At 70.1% G+C, this 14,289-nt stretch carries 10 protein-coding genes; 3 read left to right on the top strand and 7 right to left on the bottom strand.

Going from position 1 to position 14,289, the window contains the following annotated elements:
- Nucleotides 1-87: 87 nt before the first annotated feature.
- From WMF12_RS17105 to WMF12_RS17115, 3 genes are all read right to left on the bottom strand, one after another.
- Complete coding sequence (locus tag WMF12_RS17105; RefSeq protein ID WP_437872599.1) at nucleotides 88-771, bottom strand: potassium channel family protein; 684 nt, start codon at nucleotides 769-771, stop codon at nucleotides 88-90.
- A gap of 187 nt (nucleotides 772-958) precedes the next feature.
- The gene (locus WMF12_RS17110) at nucleotides 959-2,905 is read right to left on the bottom strand and encodes a TrkH family potassium uptake protein (RefSeq protein WP_437872600.1); all 1,947 of its coding nucleotides are present in this window, start codon (nucleotides 2,903-2,905) and stop codon (nucleotides 959-961) included.
- Between the two features lie 62 nt (nucleotides 2,906-2,967).
- Nucleotides 2,968-4,515: a CotH kinase family protein gene (locus WMF12_RS17115; protein ID WP_437872601.1), complete on the bottom strand. Its 1,548-nt coding sequence runs from the start codon at nucleotides 4,513-4,515 to the stop codon at nucleotides 2,968-2,970.
- Nucleotides 4,516-4,783: 268 nt separating this feature from the next.
- Between WMF12_RS17115 and WMF12_RS17120 the strand changes: the two genes are divergently transcribed.
- A complete protein-coding gene (locus WMF12_RS17120) occupies nucleotides 4,784-6,049 on the top strand; it encodes a hypothetical protein (protein ID WP_437872602.1) in 1,266 nt (421 codons plus the stop codon).
- Between the two features lie 52 nt (nucleotides 6,050-6,101).
- On the opposite strand, the gene WMF12_RS17125 is transcribed toward WMF12_RS17120, so the two are convergent.
- The 3 genes from WMF12_RS17125 to WMF12_RS17135 all read right to left on the bottom strand — a co-directional run bounded on the left by WMF12_RS17125 (nucleotide 6,102) and on the right by WMF12_RS17135 (nucleotide 10,071).
- Nucleotides 6,102-7,343, bottom strand: coding sequence for a patatin-like phospholipase family protein (locus WMF12_RS17125; protein ID WP_437872603.1), 1,242 nt, complete (start codon nucleotides 7,341-7,343; stop codon nucleotides 6,102-6,104).
- Nucleotides 7,344-7,381: 38 nt separating this feature from the next.
- A complete protein-coding gene (locus tag WMF12_RS17130; protein ID WP_437872604.1) occupies nucleotides 7,382-8,644 on the bottom strand; it encodes a patatin-like phospholipase family protein in 1,263 nt (420 codons plus the stop codon).
- A gap of 566 nt (nucleotides 8,645-9,210) precedes the next feature.
- Nucleotides 9,211-10,071 carry an alpha/beta fold hydrolase gene (locus WMF12_RS17135; RefSeq protein WP_437872605.1) on the bottom strand — a complete coding sequence of 287 codons (861 nt, stop codon included), beginning with the start codon at nucleotides 10,069-10,071 and terminating at the stop codon, nucleotides 9,211-9,213.
- Between the two features lie 595 nt (nucleotides 10,072-10,666).
- Here WMF12_RS17135 and WMF12_RS17140 point away from each other — a divergent pair.
- Together WMF12_RS17140 and WMF12_RS17145 are read left to right on the top strand one after the other, a co-directional pair.
- Nucleotides 10,667-11,602, top strand: a complete 936-nt coding sequence (locus WMF12_RS17140; RefSeq protein WP_437872606.1) for a PAS domain S-box protein — start codon at nucleotides 10,667-10,669, stop codon at nucleotides 11,600-11,602.
- Nucleotides 11,603-11,894: 292 nt separating this feature from the next.
- Entirely contained in the window at nucleotides 11,895-12,575 is a 681-nt protein-coding gene (locus WMF12_RS17145; RefSeq protein ID WP_437872607.1) for a DJ-1/PfpI family protein, read from the top strand.
- Nucleotides 12,576-12,689: 114 nt separating this feature from the next.
- Here WMF12_RS17145 and nhaA read toward each other — a convergent pair whose 3' ends face one another.
- Nucleotides 12,690-14,099 carry a Na+/H+ antiporter NhaA gene (gene nhaA, locus WMF12_RS17150; protein ID WP_437872608.1) on the bottom strand — a complete coding sequence of 470 codons (1,410 nt, stop codon included), beginning with the start codon at nucleotides 14,097-14,099 and terminating at the stop codon, nucleotides 12,690-12,692.
- Nucleotides 14,100-14,289: the final 190 nt, after the last annotated feature.

Genomic DNA, 14,289 nt, shown 5'->3' on the forward strand with positions numbered 1-14,289 from the left:
GACGAGGGGAGAAGCGGGAATGGGTGGCCAGGATTGTGCTCGGGTGGCCTGTTCGGGGCGCCTCGACGCCGGAGGCACGGAGGCCGATCAGCCCCCGACCTCGGCCACGAACCGGCTCACGTCGTCGCCGTCGCCCACGAGCAGCAGCGTGTCTCCGTCCCGGATCATGTAGTCCGGCGTGGGCGCCTCGAGGCGCGGCTTGTCGCCGGGCTGCTTGCTCATGTGCGGCCGCACGCCGAGCACGTTGATCCGGTACCGCTGCCGGATCTTCGAGCTGGCGAGCGTCTGCCCGACGAGCGGCCCGTGCGCGTTCCAGGGCACCACGCGGTAGTGGCTGGCCAGGTCGAGCAGATCCTGGGCGAGCGGCATGGTGATGTCGGCGCCGACGCGGCGGCCCATCTCGGTCTCGAGCTGGATCACGCGGGTGGCGCCCACGGCGCGCAGGATGTCGGCCTGGCGATCGGTGGCGGCGCGGGCGATCACCTCGCGCACGCGCATCCGGACCAGGGAGGCCACGCAGAGCACCGACGGCTCGAAGTGCTCGCCGAACGTCACGATCGCGGTCTCGGCGTACTGCGCGCCGATCCCCTCGAGCACCTTGTGCACCGTGGCGTCGCCGACGAAGGCGGCCGAGGTCTTGTCCTTGACCGCGTCGACCGCCTCGGGGTTGTTGTCGACCGCGATGACCTCCGCCCCGGCCTTCCACAGGGTCTCGACGATCGACGTACCGAACCGGCCGAGCCCGATGACGAGGACGCTCTTCGATCTCATGGTCCGGTATCGCGCGCCGCCTCCTGGCGGCGCGGCGCCGCGAACGTCTCACGGATCCGCGGCCAGCGCCACAGATCGGAGGACCGGGCGGGGGAGGCCCGGAGCGCTCCCATCTCCGAGGAGCGGGCGACCACCCTCGGCGTCGAGCGGGCGTCCCTGGCCGGGGCGGAGGCGACCAGCGCGGCGCTCATCCGATGCCGACGCGCTCCTCCGGCAGTCGGTAGCTCCGCGCCCTCGCCTGGTTGGCGAGCGCCAGCGCCAGCGTCAGCGGCCCGATGCGGCCGATGAACATCGCCAGCGTGATGACCACCTTCCCCGGCGCGCTCAGCGACGGCGTGAGGTTCGCCGACAGCCCGACCGTGGCGAACGCGCTGACCGTCTCCAGCGCGAGGCCCATCGGATCGTGCGGCTCCAGGGCGAGCATGATCAGCAAGAACCCCGAGACGAGCACCACGCTGAGGAACGCGACCCCCAGGGCGCGGCGCGCCGTGGCCGCCGGGAGGGTCCGGCCGAGCAGGCGCGGCGTCTCCTCGCCGCGCAGCTCGGCGCGCAGCATCGCGAACAGCGCGGCGACGGTCGTGACCTTGACCCCGCCCGCGGTCGAGCCCGGCGCGCCGCCGACGAACATCAGCATGCAGGTGAGCATCCACGTCGCCGGGCCCATGAGGCCCAGATCGATCGTGTTGAAGCCCGCCGTCCGCGTCATGGCCGACTGGAAGAAGCTCGCGAGCACCGTCACGGGCCACGAGAGATCCCCCATCGATCGGCGCCGCTCGAGCAGCAAGACGCCCGCGGCCCCGGCCACGAGCAGCACCGCCGTGGTGATCAGGACGACCCGGCTGTGCAGCGACAGCCGCGGCGGCCGCTCGTCGCGGAGCCGGAGCCGGAGCCGCCGCAGGAGCTCGTCGTGCACCGGGAAGCCGAGGCCCCCCAGGATCACGAGCGCCATCACCACGCCGCAGACCGCGGGCGAGCCGACCAGCGGGACGAGCCCCCCGCTGAACAGCGAGAAGCCCGCGTTGCAGAACGCGCTGACCGCGTGGAAGACGGCCGCCCAGAGGTGATCGCCGGCGCCGGAGAGGGGCTCCCCGGCGACGGGCCCGGAGACGATCTCGTGGTGGGGCAGGAAGCAGAACAGCAGGGCGAGCGCGCCCACCGCCTCGATGCCGAGCGTGAACAGGACGATCGCGGCGATGCTGCGGCGGAGGCGGGCGAACGACTCGGCGTCGATCATCTCGGCCATCACGGCCGCGTCGCGGAGCCTGAGCCTCCTGCCGGCGAGGATGGCGAAGAACGTCGAGAGCACCATGATCCCGAGCCCGCCGATCTGGATCAGGAGGAGCAGGACCGCCTGGCCGAACGGCGTGTACGTCTCGGCGACGTTGTGCACGGCGAGCCCGGTCACGCACACCGCGCTCGCGGACATGAACAGGCCGTCGATGAACGAGGCGTCGCCGATGTCCCGGAGCGACTGCGGCAGGGTGAGCAGGAAGCTGCCGATCAGCGTGGCGACCCCGAACGACACGGCCATGAGCCGCGCCGGGTGCTCCGCGGCGGTGGCGAGGAGCCGCTCGAGCGGCCGGCGCCCGAGCAGCCCGCCGATGGCCAGGAAGAACGCGAGCGCGGTGTACGCGCGGTAGAGCGCGACGCCGCGGTTCCCCGGGTCGTCGGCCGGCTGCCAGACGAGGAGCCACTTCTCGCCGATGCACACGAGCAGCAGGCTGAACGCGAGCAGGAACAGCGCGAGCCGAGGCCGCCTGGCCTCGATCCTCGCGCCCGGGAGCGCCTTGCGCCGGCGCTCCAGCGCGATCACGGCCGCGACCCACGCGGGGACGAGCAGCGTCTCCAGCGCGGTCAGCGCCATCGAGGCGCGCGGGGTGATCGCGAGCGCCAGGTCGATCCCGAGGAGGCCGGCGCAGCCGACCAGCAGCGGCGCCGGCCGCATCCACGCGGCGCGCGGCCGGGGCGCGACCGCGGCCGCGCTGGCGGCCGCGGAGGGCGGCGGCACGGACTGCGCGACCAGCGAGGCGACCGTCAGCGAGGGCTCCGCGCGATCGCCGCGATTGCCGGGCAGATCGGCGCGCGGCGCGCGCGGCCGGGACGAGGGGGGAGGTGATGGATCCACGCGCAGCATTCACGCCGCCGCGCTGGGGGATGTCAACGTCCGCTCCGGCCGCGCGACGAGCGGCCAGCCGCTCAGTAGAGCGCGTCCTGGTGCTGCCACCGCTCCGAGATCCACGCCTTCAGGTACGCGATCTCCTCCTCGTACGTCGTGAAGTCGCCGCGCCCGCTCCAGCCCTCGTAGCTCCGGTACGCCTCGCCCCACCTCGCCTCGTCCCGGCGCGCGCTCGCGTCGATGCGCGCCAGGTAGCCGTCCACGATCGCCTGGATCTCGGCGTCGCCGAGCGCGCCGCGCAGGACCTCTCCGTAGCGGGCGCGCAGCGGATCGCCGATCGAGGGCGCCTCCAGGAGGCGCTGGAAGAGGAGGTTCACGTCGAGGTACTCGACGCGCGTCGAGGCCGACTGGCGCTCCGTCTGCCACGTCTGGCCGAAGCTCGCGTTGAAGTCCCACGGCGCATAGCGGAACACGGTGCCTGCGACTGGATCGCGGTAGTGGTAGCTGTTCTTTCCGGCCGAGTCGTCGGCCATGATGAACGTGACGAAGATCCACCAGTCCTCGTAATCGCGCAGATCGATCCTCGACCCGATCTCGGCGGCGAACGCGGCCTTTTCGGACGTGGCGACGAAGCTCACGAGATCCTCCAGGTCCGCGAACGCCTCCGGCTCGCCCTCCGGCGGCGTCCCTTCTTTCTTCTCGAAGCCGTCGTGCAGCGTCTCCTTTGGCTCGTCGCCGTGCGCGGTCAGCGCGAAGTTCGCGTCGTGGCTGACCGCCTTGTAGAGGTTGCCGTCCTGCGAGTACCCGTGGTCCTCCATCAGGTAGCCGTTGACGTGATCGGCCACGGTGTAGAGCCCCGCGTACTGCCCGTCGAGGTACACCACAGCGCTGTACGTCTTGATCTGGATGTGCTCCGGATCCAGGCGGTTCCAGAGGTCGTACGCAAGGCGCTGCCGGACATAGGAGTTGTCGTCGAACGTCGTGATGAGCACGACCTTGCGGCGATCGGTGAACCCGCCTGCCTCGTCGGGCTCGTTGAACTTGTCTTCCTTGGGGAACTTGAGGGTGAAGCTGTTCTTCGGATACCCGAGCGAGCTCTCGCCGCGGAGCTCCGCCTCGGCGGTGTACGAGCGGCCGCGGTAGACCACCGTGGCCGGCGCGTACTCCTTCGCCTCGGGGGTCGGCGAGAGGAAGAGCACCGGCAGGCCGTACTCCTCGGGATAGCGGGCCGGATCGACGACAGGCACGTTCGACGGATCGGCCCAGTCGTCGGCGACGCCGATCTTGACGCGCCCGACCTCGGACGTCTGCGCGACGCGGATCTCGATCTCGTAGACGGCGGCCTGGTCGAGCCCGGGTGAGAACGTCACCTCGCGCGCGACCGGGTCGTAGGTGGCGCCGTCGGGGAGCGGGCCGACCTCGATCGCGCCGTCGGGGAGCGCGAGGCCGGTCGCGCACGTCACGGGGAACGTCACGGTCTCGCCCTCGAGGAGCCAGTGCGGCCCGCCGCCCGACGGCTCGCAGCGCGACCCCTCGGGGCCGGGCGACTCGCCGGAGCAGCCGGCACCTTGCAAGGATCCCAGGACCAGGGCCGTCGCCAGCGGCAGGAGAAGGCGGGGGTTGCGCATGCTGGCGATCCTAGCCGAGCGCGCACGGCTCGGCCCCCCGTGCCGGATGTGCGCTGGCATCCGCACGCGCGCCGACACGCGCCTCTCCGTTCTCACGTCGCCGCCGCTCGAGGATCGCCGCCGCCCTCGTCGAGCTCGGCCCTTGACACACCGCCGACTGGCTATTAAACAATCGTTTGAAACGGTCGATTGACAGGAGCTCTCGCGGAGATGCGGCTCCTGAGCCGGCCAAGACGACAGGAGGCGTGGGATGACGAGGGGCGAAGCTATGCGCAGGGCACGGAGCGCGGTGGTGTTCGTGCTCGGGGCGGTGGGGACGATGGGGTGTGGGGGCGACGGGGAGGCGCCCGCGTCGCCGGGGCCGGAGGTGACGTGGTACCGGGACATCCAGCCGCTCGTGGAGCGTTCGTGCGCCTCCTGCCACGACGGCGCGGGCGTCGGCGGGGTGGCGCTGACGGACGCGGCGACGGCGCGGCGGCTGGCCGCGCTCATGTCGCTGCGGGTGAGCGCGGGGGACATGCCGCCGCCGGTGCTGGACCCGAGCTGCCGCAGCTACGAAGGCGCGGAGAGGATGAGCCTCAGTCAAGCGGAGCGCCTCCTCTTCGAGGCATGGGCGCGCGACGGCGCTCCGCTCGGCGATCCGGTCGATTCGCCGCCGCCGCGGGGCCGGGCGGACACCATCGAGGCGCCCGACGCCACGCTCGAGATGCCCGAGGAGCACGAGGTCTCCCTCGACGACGACGGCAACGAGTACTTCTGCACGATCGTCGACAACCCCTTCTCCGAGCCGGCCTGGATCACGGCGTTCGAGGCGGAGGTCGGCAATCCGGCCGTGGTGCACCACATGGCCGTGTACCGGGATCTCGGCGGCGACGCGGGCATCGGTTATGGCGTCGCGCCGGGGACGCGCGCATTCCCGTGCCGCGATCCGGTCATCGAGCTCGACTGGCAGCTGCTCCACAGCTGGGCGCCCGGCGTCGGGGTGACGCGGCTGCCGGAGGGCGCCGGGGTCCGGGTCGAGCCCGGCGAGCAGCTCGTGATGCAGATGCACTATTTCGGGCGCAGAAACTCGGACGCGCGCGACCGGTCCGGCTACCGCCTGGAGCTCTCGCGCGAGGCGCCTCGCGCCGAGGTCTACATGGATGTGTTCGGCCCGGTCCCCTTCACGATCCCCGCGGGCGCCGAGGCGCATACCGAGCAGAGCTCCGCGCCGAACGAGGGCCCGCCGCTGCTCGTGTACGGCGTCATGCCGCACATGCACGTGCTCGGCCGCTCGTACCGGGCCTGGATCGAGCGCGACGGCGGAGCGAGCGAGTGCGCCGCGCGCGGCGAGTTCGAGTTCCACCACCAGGCGCTCTACATGTTCGATGAGCCGATTCGCTGGGGGACCGGGGATCGCTTCGTCACCGAGTGCACATGGGACAACACGGTGGACAGCGAGGGGCAGTTCTCCCTCCCGCCGCAGGACGTGCCCTGGGGGGAAGGGACGAATCAGGAGATGTGCTTCGTGATCGCCTATCTGTCGAAGGAGTGAGCTCCGGCGGCGGTCGGTCATGCGGCGGGAGGATGGGCGGTGTTCCGCAGGCTCATTGGCCGCCTGGCTCCTCGGTCCCTCCCGCGTGCCGCGGACGGACCACCGCCGCCCCCGGCGTGCCTCGCGCTCCTCGTTCGGCCCTGGCTGCGGCGGCGTGCACCGCCCGCGCTCGCTCAAGAAAGTCGGCGCCGAGGGCTCGCTTCGTGACGTAGTAACCCCCGTTGTACAGGAGCTCTCGCTCGACGGGCGACAGGGCGAGTGGGTTCGTGCTGAATTTGAAGATCGGCACCGCTTCCGCGTTGACCTCGATCACCCGCGCCCACTTCAGCCTATCGACCAGCTTGGATGTGTCGCCGACGTCGCGCGCCTCTTGCACCGTGGAGCCGATGGCCCAGAGCGCGCGGGCAGCGATGAAAGGAGCGCGAATCGAGTGATACCGAGCACGGAGGACGCGAATCCCGAGCGTCAGCGTATCCTCCGGCGCCGGCGCGCCGGTGTCGAACAGGTGTACGGGGAAATTGCTCAAGAGGCCGCCGTCCACGATGTAGCTCGTCACCTTGTTGCGCCCCGTGACCTGCACCGGCCTGAACACGAAGGGGAAGCTCATGCTCATCCGCATGGCGAGGGCCACCTCCAGATCGTCGGGTTCGACCCCGTAGAACTCGGCGCTGATGTCGTCGGGGAGGACGAGCATGCGGCCCCTCGTGATGTCGGAGGCGATCAGGTGTACCCGGTACCTGCGGGCCGGGTTTCGTTCGTTCTCGCAGCCGGGCATGACGAGGTCGCGGAAGGTCCTGATGCCCTTTTTGTCGAGCTTCTCCTGGAACAGCGAGAGGAGGGCGTCGCCCTTGAGCATCCCGAGCCGCGTGATGGCCCCCCAGGCCATCGCGATGGGACTGCCCACGACCGGGATGAAGCTCGGGCCGGCGGGGTCCGCGACCCTCGCGAACTCAGGGCCACCGATGATGCCGGCGATCTCCGCGGGCGTATAGCCGGCTCCCAGGAGGGTAGCTACGATCGCGCCTGCCGAGGTCCCAGCCAGGTACGAGATGTACGTGTCCTTGTACTTCTGGGTGAGCGCCTCTGCGAGCGCAGCGACCGCGCCGACCAGCGCGACCCCCCTGAGGCCGCCGCCTTCGAGGACCAGGTTCAACTTCTTGGGAGGATACCGCTCTTTGGCGGTGTCCCCCGCCGGCTCTTCGGGCTCGCACGGCTCGTGACGGGACAAGAGATCCCGCTCGCTCCTCTCCGGCCCTGGCGCGCATGCGAGCGCGAGCGGCTCTTCCCTATCCATGTGCTGATCCATGGGTCTCTCTCCGGGCTGCGTGGTGATCATGTCTGCGTCGGGCCCGATTCGCGCCGCTCCGCGCTCCCTGCGGCAACGTGGACCGGCGTGCCCCGCTCCAGGATGTTCCCGTCAACGGCTCGCTTCATGGTGAGGTAGCCGGCGTTGTACAGGCTCTCCCTCCTCAGCGGCGACAGGCGCTCGAAGGGGGTGGCGGTGCCTGCGTTGATCTGGATCGTCCTCGCCCACTTCAGCTTGTCGACGCGCTTCGAGATCTCGCTCTCGTCGCGCGCCATGAACGCCGTGGCGATCGCGGCGCGGAACACGTGGTAGAAAGCGGGAAATTTGACCGTGTTATACCTCTCGGAGCTCACCCGTATTCCGAGGGTCAACGTGTCCGCCGTCTCCGGCGCCGCGACGTCGAACAGGTGGATGGGAAAGCCGCTCGTCAGCGCGCCGTCTACGATGTAGCTCTCGACCCCGTTCGCGCCCGTGACCCGGACCGGGGGGGACCAGAGCGGCATGCTCGAGCTCATCAGCACGGCCTGAGCCACGTCCATGTCGTCCGGCTCGACCCCGTATAGATCGGTGTTGACGTCGTCGGGTAGGACGAGCATGCGCCCGCGTGTGATGTCAGAGGCGACCACGTGGACCCTGTACCTGCGCGCCGGATCTCTCTCCCTCTCACATCCGGGCATGACCAGGTCGCCGAAGGTCCTGACGCCTTTGGCTCGCAGCGCGTCCCGAAGGAGCTGCAGGAAATAGTCGCTCTGGAAGAATCCGAGCCGGGTGAGGAGCCCCCATGCCATGCCCGCGTACGCGCCCACGATCGGCAAGCGGCCGAGCCCGGAGGCTCTCGTGAGCTTCGCGACGTCGATGTTGAACAGATCGGCGATCTCCGTGTGCGTATAACGGGCGCCCAGGAGAGCGGCGATGATGGCGCCAGCGGACGTCCCTGCGAGATAGGAGATGTACGTGTCCTTGTACTTCTCCTCCTTGACGAGCGCCTCCAAGAGCGCAGCGAGGGCCCCGACCTCCGCGATGCCCAGGACGCCAGCCGTCTCGAAGACCAGGTTCAATTTTTTCGGTATCCGCCGCTCTTCGCGGACCGGGCACGGCGGTGGTGCGCACACCTCGGAGCGGGACAGGAGGTCCCGTTCGCTCCTGCGCTCCGCCGGCTCGCCTCGGCGCGTGCGCGCCTCCGGTCCACCCGTCTTGGAGATGGGCTCCGGTGCCGGAGCGATCCCTTGCCCGGCAGGCGGATCCGAGCCACCGCTGCGCTTGCCGTGTTGTCCCCGACGCTCGTTCATCGCCATGCCTCCGTGGTGCTCTGGGATACGTGCGAATCCGGCGCGCTGCTCGGGCTCCGCGGGGGCGCGCCTGTGCGATCCCTCCGGTCAAGGAGAGCATGCAGCGGCGCTGCGCGGGACCGCTGGCCCCACAGGGTATCCGCCACCGACAGTCAATTTTTCGTGATCGTCGCAGCGCGGCGCCGTGAAAGAACGCCCTGTTTGCGCCTCGGCGGCCAGCCCGGGGAACCCGCTCTTGCTGTACGGCGAGGGCGGGCCGTCAGCGGCCCCTTGTTGCCACAGTATGAATGTCGGACACGCGCAGCGTCAAGCCGAGGCAGGCACGGATCTCCAGGAGGGGAATCGGGCCATCCATACATAGAGGCAACTCCGGAGAGGCATATCCGGCCAGGAGCAAAACCGAGCCGCAGCCGAGATCGAGGTGCGTTCGGCGCGTAGCGCTGCCTCGCTGACGGCGAGGTGAGCCCGACGTCCACGGCGTGCGTGTCGCCGCCCTGCAACTGCCTGATTGGATCTCGACGACGGAGGGACGTACATCGACGGGCTCCGATGACACCGAGCTGCGGTCACGTGCGCTCGTCCGAGGTCACGACGCGATCGGCCTCCGTTGTGGAGTCGCCCTTCGTGCCTTCGGCGTCGCGACCGAAGAACGCGCCGACATCGCGTGCAAATCGCTTGTCGCGCAGGATGCCCGCGTGCCCGCGTCGCTCGTAGACGGCCAGTCGTGAGCCTGCGACGCCGCGGATCGTGGCCTCGCGGATCGCGGGTGAGACGAAGCCATCGCGCTCGCCAAGGATGAGCAGCATCGGAGCGCGGATGTCGCGCAGACGATCGGCGCAGTCGAAGCGCATCAAGGCCTGGCACGTGGCGATGCCATCGGAGAGGTCCTTGCCGCGATCGGGGAGGTCGTTGAGCAGGAACAGGGCGACGCGCGCGAGCGGCCGCCACCATGGAGACGTGGTGAGCACGATCGTCATCGCCTGCATCGGGAAGCGCCTTTGTCTGGCGCGGTCGAGCCAGCCTTGCATCGCTGCACGGCTCTCGGGTGTGAATGTGTGGGCGGCCCCTGCCACGACAAGGCGCTCGACGAGATCCGGATGATCAGCGGCGAGGCGCAGCGCCGCAGCCCCGCCCGTCGACACGCCGACGACCATCACGGGACCGCCGAACGTCGCCCGAATCGCCGTGGCATAGTCGTTGGCAAAGTCCTCCACGGTGGCGCCCTCGGCGACTCCGGGCCGTCGCGCGAGCTGGTAGATCGTGTACCGAGACCGCAGCTCGCCGAACGCCCCGAACGCGAGCGCGCGCTCGAGCCCCTGGGGGTTCTCGTTCCTGGGAGCAAACCCCGGAAACACCACGAGCGGCGGCCCCTCGCCGGCGGCTACGTAGGGGATCCCGCCCGGGAGCACGCCATCCCGTGTCTTCATGGTGCCCCTGCGCGCGCGGATCGTCCCTGCGCCGAATTGAAATGAATAGTCATTTTCATGAATCTACGTGACGTCGCGGATCGCGTCAATCTTCGGATCGCCGCGCCACGCCTCCTCGCGCGTAGCCGTCTGCTCCCAATCGGCACGTGCGGCGTCGCTTGCCCGGGTGAGCGAGGCAGAGGCAGCACGGCTTGTGAGCTTCCCGGTCGCCCACGCGTCCGCGGCTGGCTTCGGAGCCGCTCGCCAGCGCTGAGCGAGGATGTCGACCACGCGATGGCAGCAGCCGGCTGGTCATTGTTATATGTATTACAATTTGTGAGCTTGACGGGTGGCGTGGTCCGTATAGAATATGAAATTCATTTTCATGTTCGGCAAAATCGTAACGAGCCCGACCGTCGTCCCCGACATGTGCGTTCGCCTTCGTCGCGACGGCGTTCATTTGAACTCTGCCGCGGCTGGCAGCAGAGGTCGCGCGTCGTCGCCCCTTCCGCCAGGCAAGCCGATACAGGACGTCAATCCAGAATTTGGTCCGCTCATCTTCCGCTGTATCGAGCCGGCGCTCCTGACGGGTGAGGTTCAGACAGTCGAATTCCAGATGTTCACCGGCGGAGAAGGCGCGTCCTACGAGGCGCACGTCATGCCGAGCGGTCCGGATGAGGTCCTCGTGCTCATCCATGAGATCACGAACCAGAAGCTCCTCGCGCAGGCGCTCCGCGACGCCGAGGCGCGTTTTCGGAGCCTCGAGGAGCAATCTTGGTTCGGGATGGTCATGGTCCAGCACGGCAGCCCCGTCTACGTCAGCCCCGCGCTGAGCGCGACGTTCGGTTATACCGTTGATGAGCTCATCGCGATGAATTTGCCCTTCGCGCTGATCGACGAGGAGCAGCGGCCGCTCCTCCTTTCGCTGCACGAGGGCGCGGCGAGCGTGGATCGGGGCGCGCTCTCCCCCGAGAATCAGCGCGCCTTCCGGGCTCGGCGCAAGGACGGCGCCGAGCTCTATATCGACGTGTTCGTCGCGCGAACCCTCTTCAAGGGCGCGCCCGCGATCCTTTGCGTGATCCTCGACGTGACCAGCCGGTACAACGCGCAGAGGGCCCAGCGGCTCCTCCAGGACGAGATGATCCGGATGCAAGAGAAGCTCGTGGAGGAGCTCTCCACGCCTCTCATCCCCATCAGCGACGAGATCGTGGTCATGCCCATCATCGGTGCGATGGATGATCGGCGCGCGGCTCGGATGATGGCGCGGCTCCTCGACGGCGTCGCCACGAGCGGGGCCGAGATGGTTATCCTCGATATCACAGGTATGTCCGCCGTGACGGCCGAGGCCGCCGGCGCGCTCGTCCGATGCGCGCACGCCGCCGGCATGCTCGGGGCAAGGGTGCTGCTCACCGGAATGCGCGCCGACACGGCCCGCGCGCTCCTGGAGATCGACGTCGATCTTCAGGGGATCACGACCTTCGGCACGCTGAAAGCAGCGATCGCGCATGCGATGCGTGAGCCTCGCCGGCCGCGAACGACTCCCGTCCGATAGGCTCGTCCCAGCGCTCCGGCGCGCTCGTGCACCGTCCAACGTACTGCACGACCATCGAGCGCGCCTGCTCCCCCCGGGCGCTCCCGCCCATGCGACATCGCGCCGCAGGACAACGTGTCGCATGGTCGCGCCGCATGGCAGCGCGTACACAGGCCGCATGAGACGCCGACAAATCTTGGATCTCGCCGCCGTGAGCGCCGCGCTCGCCACCCTGCAAACGCTCGGCGGGTGCGCGCAAGACGACGCCGTTCCCGGACGATCGCCCACGACACCTGGAGGAGAGGGCTCCCCGATGAAGCACATCGCCATGCTGATTTACCCGGCCTTCACCGCGCTTGACCTCATCGGTCCTCAGGCCGTGTTCAGTACGTTTGACAATGCGCGGATTCACCTCGTGTGGAAGACGCTCGACCCCGTGACGACGGATACGGGGATCACCCTCCTTCCCACGGCGACCTTCGACACGTGCCCCGAGGAGCTCGAGATCCTCTTCGTGCCGGGCGGCGTCGAGGGCACGATCGCCGTGATGAAGGACGGCGAGGTCCTCGATTTCCTCGCGGCGCGCGCGGAGCAGGCGAGCTACGTGACGAGCGTTTGCACGGGGTCGCTCGTGCTCGGCTCGGCGGGGCTGCTCCGCGGCTACCGCGCGACCACGCACTGGGCCATGCGCGAGGTGCTGCCCCTCCTGGCGGCCGAGCCCGTCGACGCGCGGTATGTCGAGGACCGCAACCGCATCACGGGAGGCGGCGTGACGTCAGGCATCGATTTCGGCCTCCGGATCGCCGCCAAGCTTCAGGGTGAGGAGGCCGCACAGCTGGCGCAGCTCGCCATCGAGTACGCCCCCGACCCGCCGTTCCAGGCGGGTACGCCCGAGTCCGCGCCCGCGGCGGTGGTCGAGCGGTTTCGCGGCATCTCCGCGCCGGCGGTCGCGCAGGCCAGACAGGCGGCGGAGCAGGCCGCGGCGCGCTGGTGAAGCGCGGCGCGCCCGTCCCCGAGGGGCCGCCGAACCGCCGCTGGCCGGACAGGGCACGTCAGCTCGTCCGGAAGGCGCGGTAGAGCTGGTCGCGCGGTCGGTCTCCCGCGGCGGCTATTGCTCCGTCGACCTCTCGGCCTCCTCGAGCGTCAGCGCCGCGCCGGGCGTCGGGGCCCCGGACAGCGCGAGCTTGCCGACGAGGAGCCCCACCACGGCCGCCACGGCCGAGGCGAGCAGGACGCCCAGCTTCGCCGCGGCCAGCATCGCGGCGTCGCCGAACGCGAGGCCCGCGATGAAGATCGCCATCGTGAAGCCGATGCCCGCGACGCAGCCCACGACCGCGATCCCGCGCCAGCCGACGCCGCGCGGCAGGGCGCAGACGCCGAGCCGGACCATCGCGAAGCTCGCGAGGAAGACGCCGAGCGGCTTGCCGGCGACCAGGCCGAGCATGACCCCGAGCAGGATCGTCCCCGAGGCCGCGTGGCCGAGCGAGGCGCCGTCGACGCGGACGCCGGCGTTGGCGAAGGCGAACAGCGGCATGATGCCGTAAGCGACCCACGGGTGGAGCGCCGCCTGGAGCCGGACCACGGGCGGCAGCGCCTCGCGCTGGGCCTGCCGGATTCGCCCGAGGGGCTTGATCAGCTCGTCCGTGCGGTAGCCGTCGCGCTTGGTGAGCGCGGCGACCCTGTCCACCGCGTCGCGCGCCGCGGCGACGAACCCGTGGCTGCCGAACCAGGAGCGCACCGGCGTCAGGAGCCCGATGACGACGCCGGCGATCGTGGGGTGGACGCCGGCGCGGAGCATGCCCCACCAGACGACAGCGCCGGGGGCCACGTAGGCGGCGGGCGAACGCACGCCGAAGCGCTGGAGCACCAGCACCGCGAGGACCCCGCCGCCCGCGACGAGCAGGCCGCTCCACGCGACGCCCGAGGAGTAGAACAGCGCGATGACGATGATGGCGCCGATGTCGTCGATGATGGCGAGCGCGAGCAGGAGCACGCGCAGGGCAGGGGGCACGCGCTTGCCGAGCAACGCCAGGACGCCCACGGCGAACGCGATGTCGGTCGCCGTGGGGACGCCCCAGCCGTTCCGCGAGGCCGGCGACGCGTTGAGCGACAGGTAGAGGAGCGCGGGCGCGATCATGCCGCCCACCGCCGCGGCGACCGGCAGCGCCGCGCGCTTGAGATCCGAGAGCTCCCCCTCGTGGATCTCCCGCCGGATCTCCAGGCCGACGACGAAGAAGAAGATCGTCATCAGCCCTTCGTTGATCCAGAAGTGGAGCGGCTGCGTGAACGCCAGCGAGCCCGCGCTGAGCGTGATCGGGACGTGCCAGAGGTGCTCGTAGGCGTCGCCCCACGGCGAGTTCGCCCACGCGAGGGCGACGGCGGACGCGATCAGCAGGACGATCCCGCTGGCGGCCTCGACGTGCAAGAAGCGCTCGATCGGGCCGAGGACGCGCTCGGCGATGCGGCGCGCGGGGGCCCAGGTTCCGGGGGCAAGCTCCTGAGAGGGGGATCGACGCAATGGACCACCGAGGCGCGAGCGACGTCGCGCGAGGGGGGAAGGCGGCCCGACCGTCCCAGGAAGACCTGTCGCGGCGCTCTGCCGCCGCGACACCCGCACGGGAGAATACTCGTTCAGGCGACCGGATCCAGCGCGAACGGGCGCGCCAGGCCGGGGGCGTCGCTCTGGCGCGGTCGGGCGCCGCCGCTCC

Origin of the sequence: Sorangium sp. So ce363 (assembly GCF_051520435.1) — a bacterium.
Taxonomy (GTDB): domain Bacteria; phylum Myxococcota_A; class Polyangia; order Polyangiales; family Polyangiaceae; genus Sorangium; species Sorangium cellulosum_B.

What these genes read in the sequence shown, in the direction of transcription:
- WMF12_RS17105 (WP_437872599.1), bottom strand. Translation starts at nt 771, where the DNA reads ATGAGATCGAAGAGCGTCCTCGTCATCGGGCTCGGCCGGTTCGGTACG.
- WMF12_RS17110 (WP_437872600.1), bottom strand. Translation starts at nt 2,905, where the DNA reads ATGCTGCGCGTGGATCCATCACCTCCCCCCTCGTCCCGGCCGCGCGCG.
- WMF12_RS17115 (WP_437872601.1), bottom strand. Translation starts at nt 4,515, where the DNA reads ATGCGCAACCCCCGCCTTCTCCTGCCGCTGGCGACGGCCCTGGTCCTG.
- WMF12_RS17120 (WP_437872602.1), top strand. Translation starts at nt 4,784, where the DNA reads ATGCGCAGGGCACGGAGCGCGGTGGTGTTCGTGCTCGGGGCGGTGGGG.
- WMF12_RS17125 (WP_437872603.1), bottom strand. Translation starts at nt 7,343, where the DNA reads ATGGATAGGGAAGAGCCGCTCGCGCTCGCATGCGCGCCAGGGCCGGAG.
- WMF12_RS17130 (WP_437872604.1), bottom strand. Translation starts at nt 8,644, where the DNA reads ATGAACGAGCGTCGGGGACAACACGGCAAGCGCAGCGGTGGCTCGGAT.
- WMF12_RS17135 (WP_437872605.1), bottom strand. Translation starts at nt 10,071, where the DNA reads ATGAAGACACGGGATGGCGTGCTCCCGGGCGGGATCCCCTACGTAGCC.
- WMF12_RS17140 (WP_437872606.1), top strand. Translation starts at nt 10,667, where the DNA reads ATGTTCACCGGCGGAGAAGGCGCGTCCTACGAGGCGCACGTCATGCCG.
- WMF12_RS17145 (WP_437872607.1), top strand. Translation starts at nt 11,895, where the DNA reads ATGAAGCACATCGCCATGCTGATTTACCCGGCCTTCACCGCGCTTGAC.